The 22912-nt window shown below is 68.1% G+C and carries 15 protein-coding genes; 6 read left to right on the plus strand and 9 right to left on the minus strand.

Annotation, left to right across the window (positions count from 1 at the left end; genetic code table 11):
• Window positions 1-71 precede the first annotated feature (71 nt).
• The 3 genes from ugpE to ugpB all read right to left on the minus strand — a co-directional run bounded on the left by ugpE (window position 72) and on the right by ugpB (window position 3215).
• The gene (gene ugpE, locus ACQ4L4_RS27405) at window positions 72-920 is read right to left on the minus strand and encodes a sn-glycerol-3-phosphate ABC transporter permease UgpE (protein WP_421034733.1); all 849 of its coding nucleotides are present in this window, start codon (window positions 918-920) and stop codon (window positions 72-74) included.
• 1 nt (window position 921) lies between these two features.
• Window positions 922-1809 carry a sn-glycerol-3-phosphate ABC transporter permease UgpA gene (ugpA, locus tag ACQ4L4_RS27410; protein WP_431101940.1) on the minus strand — a complete coding sequence of 296 codons (888 nt, stop codon included), beginning with the start codon at window positions 1807-1809 and terminating at the stop codon, window positions 922-924.
• 80 nt (window positions 1810-1889) lie between these two features.
• Complete coding sequence (gene ugpB, locus ACQ4L4_RS27415; RefSeq protein ID WP_431101941.1) at window positions 1890-3215, minus strand: sn-glycerol-3-phosphate ABC transporter substrate-binding protein UgpB; 1326 nt, start codon at window positions 3213-3215, stop codon at window positions 1890-1892.
• A 508-nt stretch (window positions 3216-3723) separates the two neighbouring features.
• On the opposite strand from ugpB, the gene ACQ4L4_RS27420 reads away from it, so the two are divergent.
• Window positions 3724-7647 (plus strand): DUF3683 domain-containing protein, encoded by a 3924-nt coding sequence (locus ACQ4L4_RS27420; protein ID WP_431101942.1) that lies wholly within the window; start codon window positions 3724-3726, stop codon window positions 7645-7647.
• Between the two features lie 97 nt (window positions 7648-7744).
• Here ACQ4L4_RS27420 and ACQ4L4_RS27425 read toward each other — a convergent pair whose 3' ends face one another.
• The 4 genes from ACQ4L4_RS27425 to ACQ4L4_RS27440 all read right to left on the minus strand — a co-directional run bounded on the left by ACQ4L4_RS27425 (window position 7745) and on the right by ACQ4L4_RS27440 (window position 14004).
• Window positions 7745-9679 carry a methyl-accepting chemotaxis protein gene (locus tag ACQ4L4_RS27425; RefSeq protein ID WP_431101943.1) on the minus strand — a complete coding sequence of 645 codons (1935 nt, stop codon included), beginning with the start codon at window positions 9677-9679 and terminating at the stop codon, window positions 7745-7747.
• Between the two features lie 267 nt (window positions 9680-9946).
• The gene (locus ACQ4L4_RS27430) at window positions 9947-10948 is read right to left on the minus strand and encodes a Bug family tripartite tricarboxylate transporter substrate binding protein (RefSeq protein WP_431101944.1); all 1002 of its coding nucleotides are present in this window, start codon (window positions 10946-10948) and stop codon (window positions 9947-9949) included.
• Window positions 10949-11022: 74 nt separating this feature from the next.
• Window positions 11023-11556 (minus strand): hypothetical protein, encoded by a 534-nt coding sequence (locus ACQ4L4_RS27435; protein ID WP_431101945.1) that lies wholly within the window; start codon window positions 11554-11556, stop codon window positions 11023-11025.
• Window positions 11557-11967: 411 nt separating this feature from the next.
• Complete coding sequence (locus ACQ4L4_RS27440) at window positions 11968-14004, minus strand: M13 family metallopeptidase (protein ID WP_431101946.1); 2037 nt, start codon at window positions 14002-14004, stop codon at window positions 11968-11970.
• A 413-nt stretch (window positions 14005-14417) separates the two neighbouring features.
• Here ACQ4L4_RS27440 and ACQ4L4_RS27445 point away from each other — a divergent pair, with 413 nt between their 5' ends.
• From ACQ4L4_RS27445 to ubiE, 3 genes are all read left to right on the plus strand, one after another.
• Window positions 14418-16226 (plus strand): S8 family peptidase, encoded by a 1809-nt coding sequence (locus tag ACQ4L4_RS27445; RefSeq protein WP_431101947.1) that lies wholly within the window; start codon window positions 14418-14420, stop codon window positions 16224-16226.
• 241 nt (window positions 16227-16467) lie between these two features.
• A complete protein-coding gene (locus ACQ4L4_RS27450; protein WP_431101948.1) occupies window positions 16468-16902 on the plus strand; it encodes a gamma-butyrobetaine hydroxylase-like domain-containing protein in 435 nt (144 codons plus the stop codon).
• A gap of 58 nt (window positions 16903-16960) precedes the next feature.
• A complete protein-coding gene (gene ubiE / locus ACQ4L4_RS27455) occupies window positions 16961-17692 on the plus strand; it encodes a bifunctional demethylmenaquinone methyltransferase/2-methoxy-6-polyprenyl-1,4-benzoquinol methylase UbiE (protein WP_431101949.1) in 732 nt (243 codons plus the stop codon).
• An 89-nt stretch (window positions 17693-17781) separates the two neighbouring features.
• Here ubiE and ACQ4L4_RS27460 read toward each other — a convergent pair whose 3' ends face one another.
• Together ACQ4L4_RS27460 and ACQ4L4_RS27465 are read right to left on the minus strand one after the other, a co-directional pair.
• Window positions 17782-18030, minus strand: coding sequence for a hypothetical protein (locus tag ACQ4L4_RS27460; RefSeq protein WP_431101950.1), 249 nt, complete (start codon window positions 18028-18030; stop codon window positions 17782-17784).
• A 59-nt stretch (window positions 18031-18089) separates the two neighbouring features.
• The gene (locus tag ACQ4L4_RS27465) at window positions 18090-19154 is read right to left on the minus strand and encodes a flavodoxin family protein (protein ID WP_431101951.1); all 1065 of its coding nucleotides are present in this window, start codon (window positions 19152-19154) and stop codon (window positions 18090-18092) included.
• Between the two features lie 391 nt (window positions 19155-19545).
• Here ACQ4L4_RS27465 and ACQ4L4_RS27470 point away from each other — a divergent pair, with 391 nt between their 5' ends.
• Together ACQ4L4_RS27470 and ACQ4L4_RS27475 are read left to right on the plus strand one after the other, a co-directional pair.
• Window positions 19546-20280 carry a PEP-CTERM sorting domain-containing protein gene (locus ACQ4L4_RS27470; RefSeq protein WP_431101952.1) on the plus strand — a complete coding sequence of 245 codons (735 nt, stop codon included), beginning with the start codon at window positions 19546-19548 and terminating at the stop codon, window positions 20278-20280.
• Window positions 20281-20301: 21 nt separating this feature from the next.
• Window positions 20302-22770 (plus strand): CehA/McbA family metallohydrolase, encoded by a 2469-nt coding sequence (locus tag ACQ4L4_RS27475; RefSeq protein WP_431101953.1) that lies wholly within the window; start codon window positions 20302-20304, stop codon window positions 22768-22770.
• Window positions 22771-22912 lie beyond the last annotated feature (142 nt).

Genomic DNA, 22912 nt, shown 5'->3' on the forward strand with positions numbered 1-22912 from the left:
GAGTCTTCTCTCGTTTTACTTGTCGGCGCTTGGTGGTCGGCGGTTATTTCTCGGCGGTTGCTTCCCGGCGCTTACTTCTCGGCGTCCACCAGGCCCTTCACGAACCAGCGCTGCATCAGCACGACGACCAGCGCCGGCGGGATCATCGCCAGCATCGCGGTGGCCATGATGATGTTCCAGTCGTTGGCCGCGTCGCCGCCGCTGATCATGCGCTTGATGCCGATGACGACCGGGTACATCTGCTCGTCGGTCGTGACCAGCAGCGGCCACAGGTACTGGTTCCAGCCGTAGATGAACTGGATGACGAAGAGCGCCGCGATGCTGGTCTTCGACAAGGGCAGCAGCACGTCGCGGAAGAAGCGCAGCGGACCGGCGCCGTCGATGCGCGAGGCTTCGACGAGCTCGTCCGGGATCGTCAGGAAGAACTGCCGGAACAGGAAGGTCGCGGTCGCCGAGGCGATCAGCGGCACCGTCAGCCCGGCGTAGGTGTTGAGCATCTTCAGGTCGGAGACGACCTGGTAGGTCGGGCCGATGCGCACTTCCACCGGCAGCATCAAGGTGACGAAGATGGCCCAGAAGAAGAAGTTCCGCGCCGGGAAGCGGAAGTAGACGATCGCGAAGGCCGACAGCAGCGAGATCGCGATCTTGCCCACCGCGATGACCATCGCGGAGACGAAGCTGACCCACATCATCTGGCCGACCGGGGCCTTGGAGCCGCCGCCGGTGTTGCCGAACAGCGCGGCGGCGTAGTTGTCCAGGAAGTGCGATCCCGGCAGCAGCGGCATCGGGGACTGGACGATCTCCGCGGCCGTCTGCGTCGACGCCACGAAGGCGATGTACAGCGGGAAGGCGACGATCAGCACGCCGAGCACCAGGATCAGGTGCGACAGCATCGTCAGGGCGGGGCGACGCTCGACCATGTCAGTACTGCACTTTCTTTTCGACGAAGCGGAACTGCAGGACCGTCAACGTGATCACGATGACCATCAGCACGACGCTCTGCGCGGCCGAGCCGCCGAGGTCCAGCGCCTTGAAGCCGTCGTAGTAGACCTTGTAGACCAGGATCGCGGTGTCCTTGCCGGGGCCGCCGTGGGTGGCCGCGTCGATGATGCCGAAGGTGTCGAAGAAGGCGTAGACCACGTTGATCACCAGCAGGAAGAACGAGGTCGGCGACAGCAGCGGGAAGGTGATCGTCCAGAAGCGGCGCCACGGGCCGGCGCCGTCGATCGCGGCGGCCTCCAGCAGCGACTTCGGGATGGACTGCAGCCCGGCCAGGAAGAACAGGAAGTTGTAGGAGACCTGCTTCCAGATCGCGGCCATCACGACGAGGGTCATCGCGTGGTCGGCATTGAGCAGGTGATTCCAGTTGATGCCCATCTGCTGCAGGCCGTAGGCGACCACGCCGATGGACGGCGCGAACATGAACAGCCACAGCACGCCCGCGATCGCCGGCGCGACCGCGTAGGGCCAGATCAGCAGCGTCTTGTAGACCGGCGCGCCGCGCACGACGCGGTTGGCCATCGTGGCCAGCAGCAGCGACACCGCCAGCCCGATCACCGCCACCAGCAGCGAGAACACCGCCGTCGTCTTGAACGAGGCGAGGTAGCTGTCGTCCTCGATCAGGTTCTGGAAGTTGGCCAGGCCGACCCACTCGGTCGACAGGCCGAAGGCGTCCTGCTGCTGCAGGCTCTGCAGCAGCGCCTGCGCCGCGGGCCAGAAGAAGAACACGCCGATCACCAGCGCCTGCGGCGACAGCAGCAGCCAGGGCAGCCAGCGCGATCGGAACACCACGCGTTTCTGTTGGGACATCCGGGGAGGGCGTCGAAAGAGGAATCGGAAAGGGCGGGCAGACCGGAGCGCGACGGCGCCCCGGTCGGCTCAGCCGGGGGTCAGGACTTGTTGGCCTTCTGGAAGCGTTCCAGCAGTTCGTTGCCGCGCTTGACCGCGGCGTCCAGGCCTTCCTTGGGTTGCTTCTTGCCGGCCCAGACCTGTTCCAGCTCCTCGTCGATGACGGTGCGGATCTGCGCGAAGTTGCCCAGGCGCACGCCGCGCGACTTCTCCGTCGTCTTGCGGATCATCTGCTGCACGGCGACGTCGGTGCCCGGGTTCTGCTTGTAGAAGCCGCTCTGCTCGGTCAGCTCGTAGGCCGCCTTGGTCACCGGCAGGTAACCGGTGCGCTTGTGGCTCTCGGACGCGACGTCGGCCCTGGACAGGTACTGGAAGAACGCGGCCACGCCCTTGTACTCGGCCGGCTTCTTGCCGGACATCACCCACAGGCTGGCGCCGCCGATGACGGTGTTCTGCGGCGCGCCGGGCACGTCGGGGTAGTAGGGCAGCGGCGCGATGCCGGAGGCGAACTTGGCGCTCTTCTTGATGTTGGCGTAGAGGCCGGAGGAGCCGGTCTCCATCGCGCACTCGCCGGAGTAGAAGGTCGCGTCGGCGCTGTTGCCGCGGCCCTTGTAGACGAACAGGCCCTGCTTGGCCATGTTGGCCAGGTTCTCGATGTGGCGCACGTGCAGCGGCGAGTTGAACGCCAGCCGCGCGTCGAGGCCGCCGAAGCCGTTGTTCTTCGTCGCGTACTCGACGTTGTGCCAGGCGGAGAAGCTTTCCAGCTGCGTCCAGCTGACCCAGCTCGTGGTGAACGGGCACTTGTGGCCGGCGGCCTTGAGCTTGGCGGCGGCGGCGACGACCTCGGGCCAGGAGCTCGGCGGCTTGTTCGGGTCCAGGCCGGCGGCCTTGAACGCGTCCTTGTTGTAGTGGAAGACGGTGGTCGAGCTGTTGAACGGGAAGCTCAACATCTGGCCGTTCGGCGCGGTGTAGTAACCGGCGACGGCGGGCACGTAGGCGCCGTTGTCGAACTTCACGCCGGCCTGCTGCATGACCTGGCCCACCGGCACGATCGCGCCCTTGCTGGCCATCATCGTGGCGGTGCCGACCTCGAAGACCTGCAGGATGTGCGGCGCGTTGCCGGCGCGGAAGGCGGCGATGGCGCCGGCCATGGACTCGTCGTAGCTGCCCTTGTAGGTCGGGACGATCTTGTAGTCCTTCTGGCTGGCGTTGAAGTCCTTGGCCAGGTCGTTGACCCAGTCGCCGAGGGCGCCGCCCATCGCGTGCCACCACTGGATCTCGGTCTGCGCCGACGCGGCGGCGGGGGCGATCAGCGCGGCGAGCGCGACGGCCGATGTGGCCAACAGGGAAGTCGGGAGGTGCTTCATGGGTCTCCGATGCTCGGGGAGGGTGGTTCTGCGGTCCGCGGCGGACATCGTCGGGTGGACGGTCCGCCGAGGGCCGGCGAGCTTATGCAACCATTGTGACACTGGCGAACTTCCCCGCAGCCGCTGCAGCATCGCTTCGGGCGCCCCGCGTCGTTGCAAGTCCTCGCCATAGCGTTGCTATGGCTGTGGCTTGCGCCTAGCGGTGCATCCCGAATCGATGCCGCATCGGCCGCGGGGACGCCGAGGTTTATAGAGTCCCTCGCCGGGGATGGCCCTCTGGGGGTGGGTTAGGATTCCGACCATTGCCCAGACCGGGCCGGCCGCCGATCGCGGCCATTCGCGAACGCCGCTTCCATGCCCGTGTCCAGCGGGTGCGGGGACCACAAGTCCAGGGCGCTGTCCGGTCGCGGGGCCTTGCCTTCTCCGCCTGTCTTTCCAGCCTGGCATCGGTGTCCGCTCCCCTGGACGCCGGCCTGCCGCAACCCCGGTGCGCGAGCACCTGGCCGCCATGAATGCACCGCATCTGCTGATGCCCGCCGACCCCGCGATGGCCGGCGACCTGATCCAGCCGCACGCGCCCGCCGCCCGGCTGCGCGAGATTCCGTACAACTACACGTCCTTCTCCGATCGCGAAATCGTCCTTCGCCTGCTCGGCGCCCGCGCGTGGCAGCTGCTCGACCAGCTGCGCACCGAGCGCCAGACCGGCCGCTCCGCGCGGATGCTGTACGAGGTGCTCGGCGACATCTGGGTCGTGCAGCGCAATCCCTACCTGCAGGACGACCTGCTGGACAACCCCAAGCGTCGCGAGGCGCTGATCGGCGCGCTGCGCCATCGCCTGGGCGAAGTGCAGCGCCGCCGTCATCCGGAAGACGACGCCAAGCGCGACGCCTGGGTCGGTGAACTTCTGACCGCGGCGGAGGCGGCGGTGGCCGCGTTCTCGCACCAGTTCGAGCAGGTGGCCGAGCTGCGCAAGCGCGCGACCAAGGTCTTCGCGAAGACCACCGCCAAGGACAACATCAAGTACGACGGGCTGTCGCGCGTCGCGCACGTGACCGACGCGACCGACTGGCGTGTCGAGTACCCCTTCGTCGTGCTGACCCCGGACACCGAGGCCGAGATGGCCGCGCTGGTGGCGGGCTGCTTCGAGCTGGGGCTGACGGTCATCCCGCGCGGCGGCGGCACCGGCTACACCGGCGGCGCGGTGCCGCTGGTCTGGAACAGCGCGGTGATCAACACCGAGAAGCTCGAGGCCATGCGTGGCGTCGAGATGCAGCGCCTGCCCGGCCTGGATCGCGAGATCCCGACGATCTGGACCGAGGCCGGCGTCGTCACGCAGCGCGTGTCGGACCTGGCGGAGCTGCACGGCTTCGTCTTCGCGGTCGATCCGACCTCGGCCGAGGCCTCGTGCGTCGGCGGCAACATCGCGATGAACGCCGGCGGCAAGAAGGCGGTGCTCTGGGGCACGGCGCTGGACAACCTCGCCTCGTGGCGCATGGTGACGCCGGATGCGAAGTGGCTCGAGGTCGTGCGCGTCAACCACAACCTGGGCAAGATCCATGACGTCGAGGTCGCGAGCTTCGACCTCCACTACTACGACGCGACCGGCAAGACGCTGGAGCGTACCGAGCGCCTGGACATCCCGGGCCGCACCTTCCGCAAGGAGGGCCTGGGCAAGGACGTCACCGACAAGTTCCTCGCGGGCCTGCCGGGCATCCAGAAGGAAGGCTGCGACGGCCTGATCACCAGCGCGCGCTGGATCGTGCACCGCATGCCGGCGCATGTGCGCACGGTCTGCCTGGAGTTCTTCGGCAATCCGAAGGACTGCGTGCCGTCCATCGTCGACATCAAGGACTTCATGTTCGGCGAGATGAAGAAGCCCAACGGGGCCATCCTCGCCGGCCTCGAGCATCTGGACGACCGCTACCTGAAGGCGGTCGGCTACGCCACCAAGAGCAAGCGCGGCGGGCTGCCGAAGATGGTGCTCATCGGCGACATCGTCGGTGACGACGCCGATGAGGTCGCGCGCGCCACCAGCGAGGTCGTGCGCCTGGCCAACGGCCGTTCGGGCGAAGGCTTCGTCGCGGTCAGCGCCGATGCGCGCAAGAAGTTCTGGCTGGACCGCAAGCGCACGGCGGCGATCTCCAAGCACACGAACGCGTTCAAGGTGAACGAGGACGTCGTGATCCCGCTGCCCCGCATGGGCGAGTACACGCTGGGCATCGAGCGCATCAACATCGAGCTGTCGCTGCGCAACAAGCTGGCGCTGATCGACGCGCTGCGCACCTTCTTCGCCGACGGCAACCTGCCGCTGGGCAAGGGCGACGACGCCGGCGAGATCCCGAGCGCGGAGCTGCTCGAGGACCGCGTGGCGCAGGCGCTGGCGCTGCTGGACGAGACCGGCCTGCAATGGCGCACCTGGATGCAGGAGCTGGACGTCCCTCGTGAAGGCGATCGCTCCTACTTCGAGCAGCTCCAGGACTACACGCTGCGCGCGAGCTGGAAGCGCCAGATCCTCAAGCCGCTGCAGGACGTCTTCGCGGGCGGCGCCTTCGCGCCGATCCTGGAGGCCTGCAAGCGCATCCACAAGGAAGTGCTGCGCGGTCGCGTCTGGGTGGCGCTGCACATGCATGCCGGCGACGGCAACGTGCACACCAACATCCCGGTGAACTCGGACAACTACGAGATGCTGCAGACCGCGCACGAGGCGGTCGCGCGGATCATGACGCTGGCGCGCTCGCTGGACGGCGTGATCTCCGGCGAGCACGGCATCGGCATCACCAAGCTCGAGTTCCTCACCGATGAGGAGCTGGCGGGCTTTGCCGGCTACAAGGCCCGGATCGATCCGGAAGGGCGCTTCAACAAGGGCAAGCTGCTGCGCCCGGGGACCGGCGGCCATGGCAGCCAGACGACCTTCGCCGACCTGACCAACGCCTACACGCCCAGCTTCGGGCTGATGGGGCATGAGTCGCTGATCATGCAGCAGAGCGACATCGGCGCGATCAGCGAGTCCATCAAGGACTGCCTGCGCTGCGGCAAGTGCAAGCCGGTGTGCGCGACCCACGTGCCGCGCGCCAACCTGCTCTACAGCCCGCGCAACAAGATCCTCGCGACCTCGCTGCTGGTCGAGGCCTTCCTGTACGAGGAGCAGACCCGCCGCGGCGTGTCGATCAAGCACTGGGAGGAGTTCGAGGACGTCGCCGACCACTGCACGGTGTGCCACAAGTGCCTGAACCCGTGCCCGGTGAAGATCGACTTCGGCGACGTCACGATGAACATGCGCAACCTGCTGCGCAAGATGGGCAAGAAGAGCTTCCGCCCCGGCAATGCGGCGGCGATGCTGATGCTCAACGCGACCAACCCGGAGACGATCAAGATCGCCCGGGCGGCGATGGTCGGCGTCGGCTTCAAGGCGCAGCGCATCGCGCACAGCCTGCTCAAGCGCGTCGCGCGCAAGCAGACCGGCGCGCCGCCGGCGACCGTGGGACCCGCGCCGATCAAGGAACAGGTCATCCACTTCATCAACAAGAAGCTGCCGGGCGGCCTGCCGAAGAAGACGGCGCGCGCGCTGCTCGACATCGAGGACAAGGACTACGTCCCCATCATCCGCAATCCGCAGAAGACCTCGGCGGAAGCGGAGGCGGTCTTCTACTTCCCGGGTTGCGGTTCGGAGCGGCTGTTCAGCCAGGTCGGGCTGGCGACGCAGGCCATGCTCTGGCACGCCGGCGTGCAGACCGTGCTGCCGCCGGGCTACCTCTGCTGCGGCTATCCGCAGCGCGGGTCGGGTCAGTTCGACAAGGCCGAGAAGATCATCACCGACAACCGCGTGCTGTTCCATCGCGTGGCCAACACGCTGAACTACCTCGACATCAAGACGGTGGTGGTCAGCTGCGGGACCTGCTACGACCAGCTCCAGGGCTACAAGTTCGAGGACATCTTCCCCGGCTGCCGCATCATCGACATCCACGAGTACCTGCTCGAGAAGGGCATCCAGCTCGACACCAAGCAGGCCTACCTCTATCACGATCCCTGCCACTCGCCGATGAAGCTGCAGGATCCGATGAAGACCGTCAAGGCGCTCGTCGGCCCCGAGGTCATGAAGAGCGAGCGCTGCTGCGGCGAGAGCGGCACGCTGGGTGTCACGCGACCGGATGTCTCGACCCAGGTCCGCTTCCGCAAGGAAGAGGAACTGCGCAAGGCGGAGACGCAGCTGCGGGCGGCGGGCAAGGTCGGCGCCGAGGAGAATCTCAAGATCCTCACCAGCTGCCCGTCCTGCCTGCAGGGGCTCAGCCGCTACGGCGACGATCTGCAGAACGGCCTGCTCGAGGCGGACTACATCGTCGTCGAGATGGCCCGCAAGATCCTCGGGGAGAACTGGATGCCCGAGTACGTCGCCAAGGCCAACAACGGGGGCATCGAGCGGGTGCTGGTCTGAGGAGCTGAGCCGCCGACGCGCCGACGCGACGTCAGCGCGACGCCAACGAAAAAGCCCGCCGGAAGGCGGGCTTTTCATTGGGGCGGTGCGGTGCGTGTCAGACCCGGAACTGCCCGACCTGCTCCACCAGACGATGCGCCTGCTCCCGCAGGCTTTCCGCGGCGGCGGTGCTTTCCTCGACGAGCGCGGCGTTCTGCTGCGTGCCCTGGTCGAGCTGGGCCACCGCGCCGTTGATGCGGGTGACGCCCAGCGACTGCTCGCGCGACGCGGTTGAGATCTCTCCGATGATGTCGGTCACGCGCTTCACGCTGGTGACGATGTCGCGCATGGCCTCGCCGGTGTCGCCGACGAGCTTGGCACCGGACTCCACGCGTTCGCCGCTGGTGGTGATCAGTCCCTTGATCTGCTTGGCGGCTTCCGCGCTGCGCTGGGCGAGGTGCCGGACTTCGGCGGCGACGACCGCGAAGCCGCGACCTTGTTCACCGGCTCGCGCGGCCTCGACCGCGGCATTGAGCGCCAGGATGTTGGTCTGGAAGGCGATCGAGTCGATCGTGCCGATGATGTCGCCGATCTGGCGGCTGGCGGCGGAGATCGCGTCCATGGTGGTCACGACCTGGGCGACGACGTTGCCGCCGCGCTGCGCGGCGCGGTCGGACTCGCCGACGAGCTGATGGGCCTGCGCGGCCGACGCGGCGGTCTGGCTCATGGAACTGGCGAGCTCTTCCAGCGCGGAGGCGGTCTCCTGCAGATGGCTGGCCGACTGCTCGGTCCGGGCCGACAGGTCGCGGCTGCCGGCGGCGACTTCCGCCGACGCGGTGCCGATGGAATCGCTGGCCTGGCGCACCTCGTTGATGGTGCGCGCGAGTTGCAGGCGCATGCGTTCGACGCCCGCGGCCAAGGCCCCGAGGTCGTCCTGCTGACGCACGATCACCGGCCGGGTCAGATCACCGGCCGCGACCGCGGCGACGGCTTCGTTCAGGTCCGCGAGCGGCTGCCCGACCCAGCGTCCCAGCATCCAGGTCACGCCCAGCCCCAGCAGCACCACGGTCGCGAGCATCAGCCCCCACAGCACCCACAGCGTGGTGTTGTGCGCCGCCAGCGCCTGGGCGCGCGAGGCCTCGGCGACCACCCACCAGCCGGTGGCCTGAGACTTGCGCGCCACCGCGAACGCGTCCTTGTAGCTCTCGCCGTAGACGGCCTGGACCGTCTCCAGCACGCCGTCCTGATCGTCGAGGAGCCTCTTGACGTACTGCTCGGCCTGGTCGGCCGGCATCACTTCCGACAGCTTCTTGCCCTGCGAGCGTGGGTGCGCGCGCAGCAGCGCGTCGGCCGGCGTCTTGCCCGGATCGAGCAGGTACAGCCCGCCGGTGTCGTAGAGCTTGACCGCGTCGGCCATCTTCACGAGTTCCTGCTGCAGGCCGCGCATGTCGAAGCCGATGAACAGGATGCCGACGACCTTGCCGCCCGCGTCCTTGATCGCCGAGTAGCGCGTCATGTAAGGCACCTTGAACAGCGTCGCCGGACCCACATAGGTGTCGCCCGTCGAGAGCTTGCCGAAGGCGGCGCCGGCGCGGTCCAGCGTCGTGCCGACGGCGCGCGAGCCGTCTTCCTTCTTCAGCGAGGTGGTGATGCGGACGAAGTCGTCCGTGCCCTTGCGCGCGAAGATCGTCGCCACGCCGCCGGTGCGACGCGTGAAACGGTCGACCGCGTCGAAATTGCCGTTGAGCTTCTGGCCGTTGAAGGCCAGTTCCCCGTCGCCGTCCAGCGTGAAGGTGCCGCCTTCGAAGTCGCCCGCCAGCACGTCGTACAGCCGGTTGGCCGAATCCCGCGCCGTGCGGTCCAGGGCATCCGCGACGCGCGCCACCGACGCCGCCTCCGCCGACATGTAATCCTGCGTGCGCTGCCGCGCCTGATTGGTGAGCACCCAGGACAGGGCGCCGCAGATGACGATGAGAAGGACCGCGATCGCGGCACTGGACCAGATGGAGACGCGACGGGCCACCGTCGCGCGCACGGCGTTGTTGTTGTTCATGACCGGACGGCTCCGCGATGAGGCGGAACTGGAGTGATGGGGAGGTCTCCTAGCGCGTCGTTGTCGTTTTGTCTTTGCGCTTGGTCAAACTGTATTGCGTATGAAAGCCTGTCAGGGCGTTTCGTTTATCGCCCTTCAAGGGATAACCCGTGGCTATTTCACGGTCACGTGAAGTAATCAGCGCGGTCTCCCTCAGAGGAGGACAGCGCTATCACCTCCCGGGGGATGACCGACCGGACGGTCGACTCTCCCGGCCGGTGCAACGGCTCACTCCGCCGAGATGCCGCGGCTGCGGATCAGCGCATGCCATTTCTGGGTTTCGGACTGGATGAAACGTGCCAACGCGGCGGCGTCGCCCGGCGCGACCTCAAGGCCGAAATCCTCCAGCTTCGCTTTCAGTTCCGGCTGTGTGAGCGCCTTCCCCAACTCCGCGCCCAGTCTCGCCACGATCGCTTCGGGCGTGCCCTTCGGGACGAAGAGGCCCTGCCAAGCGCTGACGTCGACGCCGGTCACGCCGGTCTCGTCGAAGCTGGGCACCTCGGGCAGTGCGGCAATGCGTTTGGGCGCGAGGACCGCCAGCGCCTTCAGCTTGCCGGCGCGCAGGTGCGGCAGGGCGGCGGCGGTGTCGAGGATGCCCATCGGCACGACGCCCGCGATCAGGTCCTGCGTCGAGAACGCCGTGCCGCGATAAGGCACATGGACGATGTAGCTGTGGGTACGATCCTTCAGCAGCTCCATCGCGAGGTGGTGCGGGCTGCCGACGCCGGGCGAGGCATAGCTGTACTTGCCGGGCCTGGCCTTGATGGTGTCCAGCCACTGCTTCGCCGAGCTGAAACCGGCGTTGGGGTTGACCACCAGCAGCAGCGGGAAGCGGGCCATGAAGCCGACCGGCGCGAAGTCCGCCGGCGAGTAGGGCAGCTTCTTGTAGAGCGCGCTGTTGAACACCATCGCGCCGTTGTCGCCGGTGAGGATGGTGTAGCCGTCCGGCGGCGACTTGGCGGCGTTGTCGGTGCCGATGATCCCCGCCGCGCCGGGCTTGTTGTCGATGATCAGCGTCTGCCCCAGCGCCTTGCCGAGCACCGGCGCCAGCTGGCGCGCCAGGAAGTCGGAGCCGCCGCCCGCCGGGTAGGCGACGACCCACCGGACCGGCTTGGACGGCCAGGCCTGCGCGCGTGCCGTGGCGGGCCAGCCCAGCGCGCCGGCGCTGGCGCCCAGGGCGCCCGTGATCAGCAGGGAACGGCGCGCGGCGTCGGTGGAGCGGACGGGCATGGATGGGGTCTCCGGGTTGTCGTGCCGGCCATCCTAGCCAGCCGCCGGGGAAGACCCCTCCCGGAACAACCCGATCAGCGCCCGTCGACCATCGCCGCGCTGGCCGCGCCGCCCGTCGATCCTGCCGCCGGCGGTGCCATCTCGAGCAGCGCGATGCGGCCGCTCATGTCGTCGCGCGAGTCCTCGTTGCGGAACGACACCTGCATCACGTAGAGCGTGTCGCGCGCCGCGCCCTGGCATTGCAGCGCGCGCACGGCCCGGCGCAGCGGGGTGCGGTAGGCGAGGGGGCCGCGGTCCTGCACCTCGCTGATGACGTTGCCGTTCAGCCGGAAGCTGACCGTGGAGAGACCTTCCTTGCCTTCGATGAACTGGACCCGGCCCAGGCGGTCGCCCAGCGCCTTGTCGACACCGGGGCAGGTGGCGCGCACGTCGGTGCGCGGGATCTCGCCGGGGCGGCGGCCGGAGATCTCGACGCGCTGCAGGTCGTCGGGCGCCGCCTGCGCGGCGCCCGCGGTCAGGACGGCGAAGACCGCGCCGGCGGTGAGACGGGCGGCGGCGCGGAGGAAGTTCGCGGGGGCGTGGCGGACGGGGCGGATGGTGGCGTGCATGTCGTGCTCCTGTGGGCTGAGGAACCGTCGCGGCCCGCGTCTCGGTGGCGGAACGATCGGTCTTTTTTCAGCGTAGGCAGCACGAGGGCCTCGACCAAGCGGCGCGCGACCAAGCGTCGAAGGCGGGGGGCGGAGCGCCGGAATTCCGCGACGAAACGCACATCGTCGCGACCAGCCGTGAATCGACTTTCCCCAGTATCCATCGGGTCGAAAGTCATGCATGACGATCGGCGCCGCAGCGCATGACGACGCGATGACAAGACCTGACCCTCGGCGTGATGGGTTCGGGCCATGATTTCCGCGCGGCCGTCCCGAAAGGCATGGGTCCCGAATGGCACGGGGCCTGCCGCGCCTCACGGCGGGCAGGCCCCGGGGGCCGCGGCACGGTGTCGCCGCGGCGGGGTCGGCGCGTCACCAGACCTTGATCGGATCCGCCGCCACCATCGCGTCGCCGCTCTTGCAGCTGAAGGCCTTGGCGAACTCCGGCATGTTGGACATCGGCGCCAGCACGCGGAACTTGCCCGGCGAGTGCGGGTCGGTGCGCAGCTGGTTCAGCAGCGCCGCTTCGCGCGACTTGTTGCGCCAGACCATGGCGTTGGACAGGAAGAAGCGCTGCTCGGGGGTGAAGCCGTCGATCTTGTCGGTCTTGCCCGTGCGGCGCAGCGCGTTCTGCAGCGCGTCGAAGGCGATCGGCATGCCGGCCATGTCGGAGATGTTCTCGCCCAGCGTGAGCCGCCCGTTGATGTGCGTGCCCTTGACCGGCTCGTAGCTCTCGTAGAGCGCCACGACGCGGTCGGCGCGTGCCTTGTAGTTCTCGGCGTCGGCGGCGGTCCACCAGTCGTTGAGGCTGCCGATGCTGTCGAACTGCCGGCCGCGGTCGTCGAAGTGGTGGACGATCTCGTGCCCGATCACCATGCCGATGCCGCCGTAGTTGACGGCGTCGTCGGCCTTCGCGTCGAAGAACGGCGGCTGCAGGATGCCGGCCGGGAAGGTGATCTCGTTGAGGCCGCCCGCCTGCGCGTTCACGATGTACGGCGACATCGTCCAGCGCGTGCGGTCGCTCGGGCGGTCCAGGTCCTTGATCTGCTCGCCGTGGAACCAGGCCGCGGCGCGCAGCTGGTTGCCGGCGAAGTCCTTCGGATCGAGCGTCATGCCCTCGTACTTCGGCCAGGACGCGGGCGCGCCGATCTTGGGCTGCATCGCCTCGAGCTTCTCCAGCGCCTTGACCTTGGTGTCCGGATTCATCCAGGCCAGGTTCTGGATGCGCGTCTTCATCGCGGCCTTGACGTCGCCGATCAGCAGGGTCGCGCGGCGCTGCGCTTCGGGCGAGAAGGCCTTGGACACGAACAGCTCGCCCAGCGCCAGGCCCAGCGGGCTGCCGCCGGTGCGGCCGCCGATCAGCTGGATGACTTCCTCGTTGCGCGGCATCGGCTGCTCGAGCCCGGAGATGGTCGCGCCTCGGTAGTCGAAGTCCGCCTCGGCGAAGGCCTTCGGCAGGCGGGCGGCGCTGTTCTCCAGCACGCGCATCCGGAGGTAGGTCTGCCAGGTGGCGAGCGGCACCTTCCCGGCCATCTGCGCGACGCGCGCCAGGAAGTCAGGTTGCGCCACGATCAGCCGTTCGACGCCGCCGGCCCGCGTGTCGCTGCGGGTGAGCGCCTTGAGATAACCGTCCCAGGCCAGCCCCGGCGCCTTGCCCGCGAGTTCGGCCGTGGTCATCGGGTTGTAGACCTTGAGCGGATCGCGCAGCTGCGCGCGCGGCGTCGTCGCGTCGGCCAGTTGGGACTCGAAGGCCATCAGCGCGTCGATCGCGGCCGGCGTGGCGTCGAACCCCGCCGACGACAACAACCGTTGCGCATACAGCCGGTAGGCCGTGCGCAGCTTCTTGGCGATGTCGCTGTCCTTGAAGTAGTCGTCGCGGTCCGGCAGGCCCAGGCCCGACTGGCCCAGCGTCAGCACATTCACGCGGGTGTTTTTGACGTCGGCGCGCACGGAGGCGCCCACCGGCGCGGCGATGCCCACGCGGCCCAACTGCGCCAGCACGAAGGGCAGGTCCTCCGCCGACTTCATCGAGGCGACGCGATCGAGCAACGGCTTGATCGGCTTCAGGCCCTGCGCCTCGATGGCGGCCCGGTCCATGCCGCTGGCGTAGTACGCGGCGACCTGCTTCAGGCCCGGCGACTTCTGCAGCTCCGGCTTGGCCAGCAGCTCCGCCAGCGCATCGCTCAGCAGCCGGTCGTTGGCCACGCGCAGCGCGTCGAAGCTCCCGATCCGGGTGCGGTCGGCCGGCAACTCGGTGCGGGCGACCCACGGCCCGTTCACGTAGTCATAGAAGTCGGCGCAAGGCTGGACGTCGGGCGAGAAGCTTGCGACATCCAGCGCGCGCGCCGGCGCTGCGGCCAGGGCCAGGGTGGAGACAGCCGCGGCGGCAATCAGGCGTAGTGGAAGCATGGTTATTTGTCACCAATGTGTGGCGAAAACGACAAGCCGCACAGGCTAATCGACCCCCCTGTCCCCCGCCATCCGAGGCGTCCCGCGCATGGCTTCCGACACCCCGGGCACGCCGTTCGCGCAGGTCCGCAAACTGCGCGCAAACATTACGAATCAGGGCGTTAGCTGTAAGAAAGGGGCGATTGGCAGATCAAAGTCTGCGTTTTGACACAAATAGGTTATAGGGGTATTCCTTCCTGTTAACTGTTTCAGGTAGGTCGGTTGGCGCCCAACTGTCTTCCTACACTGCATCGCACGCCAATCGGATTGGGCCGATCGGCGTGCCCCACCAGCGGTGCCAACGCGCCAGACGTTCGGGGCTTTGCAGGCGTCGGCGAACCCGGCGTCGATCGAGAACTCTGGAGATGACAAGCATGTTGCGATTGAACAAGCTCAGCGTCGCGCTGGCTGTGGGTCTCGTCACGATGGGCGCCGCCCAGGCGGGCGTGTCGTCGGTGGACATCGACAAGGCGCCGCGGCAACTGAGCGAACAGACCGATCGTCTGATCGTGAAATACAAGGACGGCAGCACCGTCGTGCAAGGGCGCCTGGGCGCCGCGATCCAGGCGCAATCGGTGGCCAGCGATGCCATCGGCGCCCGCACCGAGCGCCTGCAGCAACTGGCGGCGCCGCTGGGCACCCGGCTGTCGCTGGTGCGCCAGATGGGTACCGGCGCCCACGTGTTCAAGCTCGACCGCCGGCTGAACCTGCAGGAACTGCGCGAGCTGGGCGACCGGATCAAGGCGCAGGACGCCAACGTCGAATACGTCGAACCCGACCGCAAGATGCACGCGCTGTTCGTGCCGAACGACAGCAGCTACGGCTCGCAATGGGACCTGTCCGAGAGCGTCGGCGGCATCCGCGCACCGGCGGCCTGGGACCAGGCGACCGGCACCGGCGTCGTGGTCGCGGTCATCGACACCGGCTACCGGCCGCATGCGGACCTGTCGGGCCAGATCGTCGCGGGCTACGACATGATCGTTGACACCACGGTCTCCGTGGACGGCAACGGCCGTGACAACGACCCGAGCGACCCCGGCGACTACAACGCCGCCAATGAGTGCCAGGCCGGCGACCCGGCCTCCACGTCCAGCTGGCACGGCACGCACGTGGCCGGCACGATCGCGGCCAAGACCAACAACGCCCTGGGCGTGGCGGGCATCGCCTACAACGCCAAGGTCCAGCCGATCCGCGTGCTGGGCAAGTGCGGCGGCTACACCTCCGACATCGCCGACGGCATGACCTGGGCCTCGGGCGGCAGCGTCTCCGGCCTGCCGACCAACGCGACGCCGGCCAAGGTGCTGAACCTGTCGCTGGGCGGTGGCGGGGCCTGCGACACCACGACGCAGACGGCGATCAACGGCGCCCGCTCGCGCGGCGCCAGCGTCATCGTCGCGGCCGGCAACGAGAACCAGAACGCGTCGAACTCCAGCCCGGCGAACTGCTCGGGCGTGGTCGTGGTCGCGGCGACGGATCGCAACGGCGCCCGCGCGTACTACTCGAACTACGGCTCGATCGTGACGCTGGCCGCGCCGGGCGGCGACGTCCGTTCCAGCGCCAGCAACGGCATCCTGTCGACGCTGAACAACGGCACCAGCACGCCGGGTGCCGACAGCTACGCCTACTACCAGGGCACCTCGATGGCCACGCCGCACGTGGCCGGTGTCGCGGCCCTGATGTACAGCGCCAAGCCCACCGCCACGCCGGACGAGATCACGGCCGCGCTCAAGAGCAGCGCCCGCGCCTTCCCCGGCACCTGCAGCCAGTGCGGTTCCGGCCTGCTGGACGCGAACGCCGCGATCACGGCGATCAAGGGCGGCGGCGGTGGCGGCGGCACGATCGCCGAGGTCGAGCCCAACAACAGCCGCACCGCGCCGCAGACCGTCAGCGCGCCGGTCCAGGTGACGGGCAGCCTGTCGACCTCCGACACCAACGACTACTTCAAGGTCACGCTGCCCGCGGGCAAGACGTTGAGCGCGACCTTGACGCCGGCCAGCGGCAAGGACTTCGACCTGCAGCTGCAGAACAGCAGCGGCACGCAGCTCAAGCTCAGCGAAAACGGCGCCGGCGCCGTCGACAGCTTCACGTACGCGAACACCGGATCGTCGTCGATCGTCGTGTACGTGCGGGCTTATTACTACTCGGGCACCAGCGGCACGTACACGCTGAACCTGAGCTGGTAAGGAGCCCCGCAGGACTTGCCACTCTCCTCGTTTGGTAAGCCGGGTGCCTCGGGCCCGAACGGGGCTCCCGTTGAATCCCGCCGGTGAAAGCTGGCGGGATTTTTTTCTTTGCCCACCCCGCCGGCCGGGCTCCCCGATCCCTCACCCGACCTGCCGCCCTTGGTGCGAGACCATGCACCGGTACACTGCCTGCTTGTTTTTCGCAGCGATGTGCCCGGTCAGCCGGGGAGATCGCGTGATCATGGCCGGCATCGATTCCACCACTCCGCTCCCCACCGACATCGTCGTGCACCAGCAGTCCAAGGTGCTGGAGCTCGCCTTCACCGACGGTGTGCGTTTCCGCATCCCGTTCGAGCTGATGCGCGTGCGCAGCCCGTCGGCCGAAGTGCAGGGCCACGGTCCCGGCCAGGAGACACTGCAGACCGGCAAGCGCGACGTGACCATCGTCGCGGTCGAGCAGGTCGGCCACTACGCGCTGAAGCCGACCTTCTCCGACGGCCACGAGAGCGGCCTGTTCACCTGGGCCTATCTGTACGAGCTCGGCCGTGACCAGGACCGCCTGATGCGCGAGTACGAAGAGAAGCTGGCCGCCGCGGGCCTGGACCGCGACGCGCCCATGGCGACGAAGGCCGCGGGCGGCCATTCGCACGGCGGCGGCAGCTGCGGCAGCCATTGATCGATCGACCTTGCGCGGCGATTGCCCCCGACGCGCCCCCATTCAGCAGGACCCCACCATGAGCTCCACCCATTTCGGCTTCGAGTCCGTCGACGAAACCGCCAAGGCCAGGCGCGTGCGCGGCGTGTTCGACTCGGTCGCCGCGCGCTACGACGTCATGAACGACCTGATGTCGATGGGGATGCACCGCGCCTGGAAGCTGTACACGCTGGCCGTGGCCAACCTGAAGCCGGGCGACCGGGTGCTGGACATCGCCGGCGGCACGGGCGACATGGCCCGGCTGTTCGCGAAGAAGGTCGGCGAGCGCGGCATGGTCGTGCACACCGACATCAACGAGGCCATGCTGCGCACCGGCCGCGAGCGTCTGATCGACGAAGGCATGGTCCTGCCCACCAACCTCTGCGACGCCGAGGCGCTGCCCTACAAGGACGGCTCCTTCGACCTGGTCTGCGTGGCCTTCGGCCTGCGCAACATGACGCACAAGGACCAGGCGCTGGCCGAGATGAACCGCGTGCTGCGCCCGGGCGGCCGGCTGCTGGTGCTGGAGTTCTCGCAGGTCGCGGAGCCGCTGCGCAAGCCCTACGACTGGTACTCCTTCAAGATCCTGCCCCGCATCGGCTCGCTGATCGCCGGCGACGCCGACAGCTACCGCTACCTGGCCGAGTCGATCCGCATGCACCCGCCGCAGGCCGAGCTCAAGGCCATGATGAAGACGGCGGGCTTCGGTCATGTGGATGTGCACAACCTGACCGGCGGCGTCGTGGCGCTGCACGCCGGCATCAAGTGCTGAGCGACGGCAAGGCCTGACCCCGCGTCTCAAGAAACAGGGCCCCGAAAGGGGCCCTGGCTCATTGGGGAACGGAGATCAGCGGGCCGGCGTCAGCAGGGCGCCTTCCACTCCCGGAGTTCGGTGGCGAGGATGGGGTGGCCGTCCTGCTCGGCGCGACGGGCGAGCTCGTCGACGTTGCCGTCGGTGACGAACTCATGGCCCACGCCCTTCACGAGCTGGCCGTAGACGCTGTCGAGGTCGTCGGAATCGACGTCGGTATCGGAGGTCGGGAACGGCGGCGTGTCGGCTGGCAGTTCCGGGCGGAGTTGATGCGTCGAATGGGAGGGGGAATGGGCCATCGGAGTGCTCCTTGAATCGATGAGTCGAGGGGAGGTCGTACGGAATGGCAAGGCCGTCGTCACTTCGGGCGGACGGCCTTGCGATTGGAACGGGGCAGCTTTCCCTCCCGCAACTGCTTGACCGCGTCGCCGACGAGGTCGGCCACCAGGCGGACCTCGTTCTGGAGGGCCTCGTCGCGGTCGAGCGCCTCGTGGCTGTTGAAGTAGGGCTCGAAGTAGCCGATGTAGCGGTCCAGCCGGGACAGGTTCCCGGCGTCGATCAGGCCCATCCAGTCTAGCCAGTCGCCGAGGTTGCGGCGTTGAGCTTCCACGCCCGCCACGTCGCCGTGCACCACCAGGCCGTAGGCGCGGCCTTCGAGGTGCTTGGGATAGTCCCACCCCTTCTCTTCGATCGCCTTGGCTTCCGCGGCCTTCTTGCCGTGGGTGGAGGTCGGATCGGGATTGCCGCCGTCCGCGCAGACCAGGCGGTCGATCATCAGCTTCAGTGCGCTGGGCGACTGGTACCAGTAGGTCGGGGTGAACAGGATCACGCCGTGCGCGGAGACCCAGCGCTCGTAGATCTCGTTCATCCAGTCGCTGGACTGGTCGAGCGCGTGATTCGGATAGCAGCTGCAGGGCCAGTGGCAGAGCGGCATCGCGGTGGACACGCAGCCCTTGCACGGATGGATCTGGCGCCCGTACTCGGAGGTGATCAGGCTCAGGTCCAGGACATCGATGATCACGTCGTGCCGGCTCAGCTGGTCCTTGGCGATCTGGGTCAGACGCCAGGTCTTGGACATCTCCCCCGGGCAGGTGCCGTCGTTGCGGTCGCTGCCGCAGACGAGCAGCACGCGCGAACGCGTGGCCGGATCGCTCCAGCGCTGCTGCGCCAGCTTGAGCCGTTGATGCGCGTCCAGCCACTCGACCGAGGTCTCGTACGACGGGTCCTTGAAGCCGCTGCCCGCCGGACGGGTGATCGGCGACTTGCGGCCCTCCTTCATCGCCTCGAAGGCGATGACCTCCAGGCGCGCGATGGCCTCGTGCTCGGCGCGGTAGGCCGGGTCCTGGAAGCGGCGCATGAAGCGCTCATGGAATTGCTCGCGGGTCAGCTCCGCGGGCTGCTGGCCCTTGCGGATCACGGTCATCGGCGGCCCCTCGGGTGGCGGTGCGGACAGTATTCGGGGCCCCGCGGGAGACCACCGTCGGACGACGGCGCCTTGTGCGGCGGGTGTTGTCCTACGCGTCTCGCGGCGACCGGTCCAGGGAGGTGCGACATGCACCCTGATCACGCGGCCTGCGCGGCGCATCGCACCGTGGGCGGGCACCCCGCCGTCGACCTCCCCCTCAAACGCGGGGTGCGGCATTCCCGTCTCCGGGGTTCCCCGCAACCTGCTTGTCACGAAGCGACCCTACGCTCCGCCCGTTCCTTCATGTGCGTGAAGTCAAGCGCACAACTTCACATGATTTGCCGACAAATTGTTGCCGTAAACGTTTGCGCAAACCGTTGAATCATCGAAACGACTGTCCGGGGTTGCCATGAAATTCAAATCCATCCTGCTCGCCGCAGGTCTCCTGTGGGCCGGTCTGGCCCAGGCCGACACCGTCGCGCTGTGGGGCTTCAACCAGGTCGGCGTCAACGCCCAGAACCAGCCGGTCTATTCGACCAAGCCGACCTACACCGACCACGGCGGCGCCTTCCTGGACACCTTGGGCGTGTCCACGACCTTCGTCAGCCAGTCCGGCTCGTCGGACACCACCGGCGGCAGCATGGCGCTCAACACCGCCGGCTACGCGAGCCAGGGCACGGGCGACCGCACGACCGGCGTGCAGTTCTCGATCGACACCACCGGATTCCAGGACATCGTCCTGACCTTCGACCAGCGCAACAGCGCCACCGCGTCCGCCTGGACGGCGCTGCTGTACACGATCGACGGCGAGAACTGGGTCGAGGCCACCACCTTCCGCATGCTGCGCGACAGCGCCTTCGTGAAGGGGCTGGGCTTCAACTTCTCCGACATCGCCGGCGTCGACGACAACGCCAATTTCGCGGTGCAACTGGTCAGCATGTTCGCGCCCGGCACGCAGGCCTACGCCGGCACCGGCGGCAACTACGGCACCGGCGGAACCATCCGCTACGACATGGTCCAGTTCGCCGGCTCGCTGATCCCCGAGGTCGACGTGCCGGAAGTGCCCGAGCCCGCCTCGATCGCGCTGGCCGTGGTCGCGCTGGGCGCGATGGGCCTGAGCATCCGCCGCCGCAAGCAGGCCTGAACCAAGTCGAGGAGAACTCCCATGAACTTCCGCACCCTGTTCCCCCAGTCCGGACGCGCCGTGCTGCGCCTCACCACGCTGAGCGCGATGGCTGTCGTGCTGACCGCCTGCGGCGGCGGCCTCAACGGCGAGAAGTCGCAGACGCAGCAGCAGGCGACCACGCCCGATGACCGCGCGACCGCGCTGACCGCCGATCCCTCGGCCAAGTACCCGGACCACCACGAGTTCGACGCCGCGCTCGACGTGCCGTTCACCGGCGCCGAAACCACCGGCGCGCGCGACTTCGCGGTCCACCTCGATTACGTCGGCGCGCCCGCCGGCACGCTGCTGGCTTATCGCGTCGAACTGCGCTCGCCCGCCGGTGCCGTCGTCAAGCGCTGGAGCGGCGTCGAGAAGTACGCCGGCGACGTCAAGAGCGTCACGCTGAACTGGGCCGGCCGCGGCAGTGCCGGCCTGCCGGACGGCATCTACACCGCGACGCTGACCGCGCTCAGCGCCAAGGCCGACGTCGCGCTGAAGAGCAGCGGCGGCGACGCCCAGTTCGCCGAGATCCTCGCCGCCCAGCAGGCCGGCGAAGGCGGCCACGCGGTCGAACAGAGCTGGAACTTCGCCATCGGCAAGCCGGCCAGGATCGCGATGGGCACGCTGCGTCCGCTGGCGATGGGCGCCGCGGGCGAGGCCGACCAGCGCGTGCGCGCGCAGTCGGCGGCGGTGGGCGCTGGCTCGTGGCCCTACACGATCTACTACGGCAGCTTCCACGGCCAGACCAACGACTCCGACGGCGGCGGCGCCATCGGCAGCTGCAACTCGTCGCAGCCGGCGCAGAGCGGCGCCTTCGGTCCCGACGCGGCCTTCCCGTACGCGAAGGACGCGGGCCTGGACATCTTCGCCAACACCGACCACAACCACTACTACGACGGCTCGTCCAGCACCAACACCAGCGGCAGCGCCACCGCGGCCAAGGCGCGCTACCAGCGCGGCCTGCAGATCGCGGCCGACTACACCGCGGCCAACGCCGGCTTCCTGGCCATGTACGGCATGGAGTGGGGCGTCATCAGCAACGGCGGCCACCTGAACATCTTCAACAGCAACGAGCTGTTCTCGTGGGAATACAACGCGCAGAACGAGCTCTTCGGCGACCGCTACATCGCCAAGAACGACTACGCCACGCTGTACTCGGTGATGCGCGCCCAGGGGCTGATCGGCCAGTTCAACCATCCGGACTCGAGCGGCCAGTTCATCATCAGCGGCACCGACATGGCCTACAGCGCCGATGGCGACGAGGTGATGGTGATGTCGGAGGTGATGAACACCTCGGCGTTCTCGTCCAACACGACCGAGACCGAGACCTCGCGCAGTTCGTACGAAGGCTCGTGGAAGAAGCTGCTGGAGCGCGGCTTCCACGTGGCGCCAGCGACCAACCAGGACAACCACTGCGCCAACTGGGGCAAGTCCTACACGAACCGCACCGCGGTGCTGATCCCCACGGGTACGCCGCTGAGCAAGGCCGCGCTGGTCGACGCGCTGAAGGCGCGCCGCGTCTTCGCGACGCTGGACAAGAACTCGCAACTGATCTTCAGCGCCAACGGCAAGATCATGGGCGAGCGCTTCGACAACGCGGGCGCGCTGGCGCTGAACGTCGGGTTCTACAACCCGAACGGCCGCACCGTCGTGCAGACCGAGATCTGGGAAGGCGTGCCCGGCCGCAACGGCACGGTCACGCTGCTGAGCAGCAACCCGACCGCCACCGTCACGCCGGCCAACGGCAAGCACTTCTACTACGCCAAGGTCACGCAGGACGACGGCAAGGTGCTGTGGTCCGCGCCGATCTGGGTCAACCAGGGCGTCAGCGGCGGCGACACCACGCCGCCCTCGGTGACCGCCGCGGTCAACGGCACCACCGGCACGATCACGTTCTCCGCCACCGCCAGCGACAACGTCGGCGTGACGCAGGTCGAGTTCTGGCTGGACGGCGCGCTGCGCGACATCGACACGACGGCGCCGTACTCGATCGCCGTCAACTCGGCGCAGCTGGCCAACGGCACGCACAGCCTGGCCGCCAAGGCCTACGACGCGGCCGGTAACACGACGACCTCGACGCCGGTCAGCTTCACCGTCAACAACGTGGTCGACGCGGCGGATGAGGTCGAGCCCAACAACACGATCTCCGCCGCGAACGCCGTCGGCAGCCGCAACCAGCTGACCGGCTTCATCGGCAGCGCCAGCGACATCGACTTCTTCAAGGTCACGCTCGCCGCCAACCAGCGCCTGCGCGTGGACATGACCGGCCCGACCTCGTCGAGCATCGACTACGACCTGTACGTGGTGAAGTCCACCGGCACGGGCCTGGCACGCTCGGAAGCGGTCGGCAGCACGGAGTCGCTGACGTACCAGAACGGCGCGACCGCGCAGACGGTCTACATCAAGGTGATGTCGTACTCGGGATCGAGCACGACCTCGCCCTACAAGCTGACGATCAGCTATCCCTGATGAAGGAACACGGCCGCTGAGGGGCGGCCGGGGAGGAGGCGGCGCGAGCGCTCTCACCCTTGCTCCCTCTCCCGCTCGCGGGAGAGGGTGGGGGTGAGGGCCAGCAGCCGGTGAAGTCAGAAGAAGGCGGTCCCGCGAAGGA

This window comes from Roseateles noduli (assembly GCF_050626985.1).
GTDB classification, from domain to species: Bacteria; Pseudomonadota; Gammaproteobacteria; order Burkholderiales; family Burkholderiaceae_C; genus Roseateles; species Roseateles noduli_A.

Coding starts and splice junctions, on each gene's coding strand:
- ACQ4L4_RS27420 (WP_431101942.1), top strand. CDS start 3,724: ATGAATGCACCGCATCTGCTGATGCCCGCCGACCCCGCGATGGCCGGC.
- ACQ4L4_RS27430 (WP_431101944.1), bottom strand. CDS start 10,948: ATGCCCGTCCGCTCCACCGACGCCGCGCGCCGTTCCCTGCTGATCACG.
- ACQ4L4_RS27470 (WP_431101952.1), top strand. CDS start 19,546: ATGAAATTCAAATCCATCCTGCTCGCCGCAGGTCTCCTGTGGGCCGGT.
- ugpB (WP_431101941.1), bottom strand. CDS start 3,215: ATGAAGCACCTCCCGACTTCCCTGTTGGCCACATCGGCCGTCGCGCTC.
- ACQ4L4_RS27445 (WP_431101947.1), top strand. CDS start 14,418: ATGTTGCGATTGAACAAGCTCAGCGTCGCGCTGGCTGTGGGTCTCGTC.
- ugpA (WP_431101940.1), bottom strand. CDS start 1,809: ATGTCCCAACAGAAACGCGTGGTGTTCCGATCGCGCTGGCTGCCCTGG.
- ugpE (WP_421034733.1), bottom strand. CDS start 920: ATGGTCGAGCGTCGCCCCGCCCTGACGATGCTGTCGCACCTGATCCTG.
- ubiE (WP_431101949.1), top strand. CDS start 16,961: ATGAGCTCCACCCATTTCGGCTTCGAGTCCGTCGACGAAACCGCCAAG.
- ACQ4L4_RS27440 (WP_431101946.1), bottom strand. CDS start 14,004: ATGCTTCCACTACGCCTGATTGCCGCCGCGGCTGTCTCCACCCTGGCC.
- ACQ4L4_RS27465 (WP_431101951.1), bottom strand. CDS start 19,154: ATGACCGTGATCCGCAAGGGCCAGCAGCCCGCGGAGCTGACCCGCGAG.
- ACQ4L4_RS27425 (WP_431101943.1), bottom strand. CDS start 9,679: ATGAACAACAACAACGCCGTGCGCGCGACGGTGGCCCGTCGCGTCTCC.
- ACQ4L4_RS27475 (WP_431101953.1), top strand. CDS start 20,302: ATGAACTTCCGCACCCTGTTCCCCCAGTCCGGACGCGCCGTGCTGCGC.
- ACQ4L4_RS27460 (WP_431101950.1), bottom strand. CDS start 18,030: ATGGCCCATTCCCCCTCCCATTCGACGCATCAACTCCGCCCGGAACTG.
- ACQ4L4_RS27450 (WP_431101948.1), top strand. CDS start 16,468: ATGGCCGGCATCGATTCCACCACTCCGCTCCCCACCGACATCGTCGTG.
- ACQ4L4_RS27435 (WP_431101945.1), bottom strand. CDS start 11,556: ATGCACGCCACCATCCGCCCCGTCCGCCACGCCCCCGCGAACTTCCTC.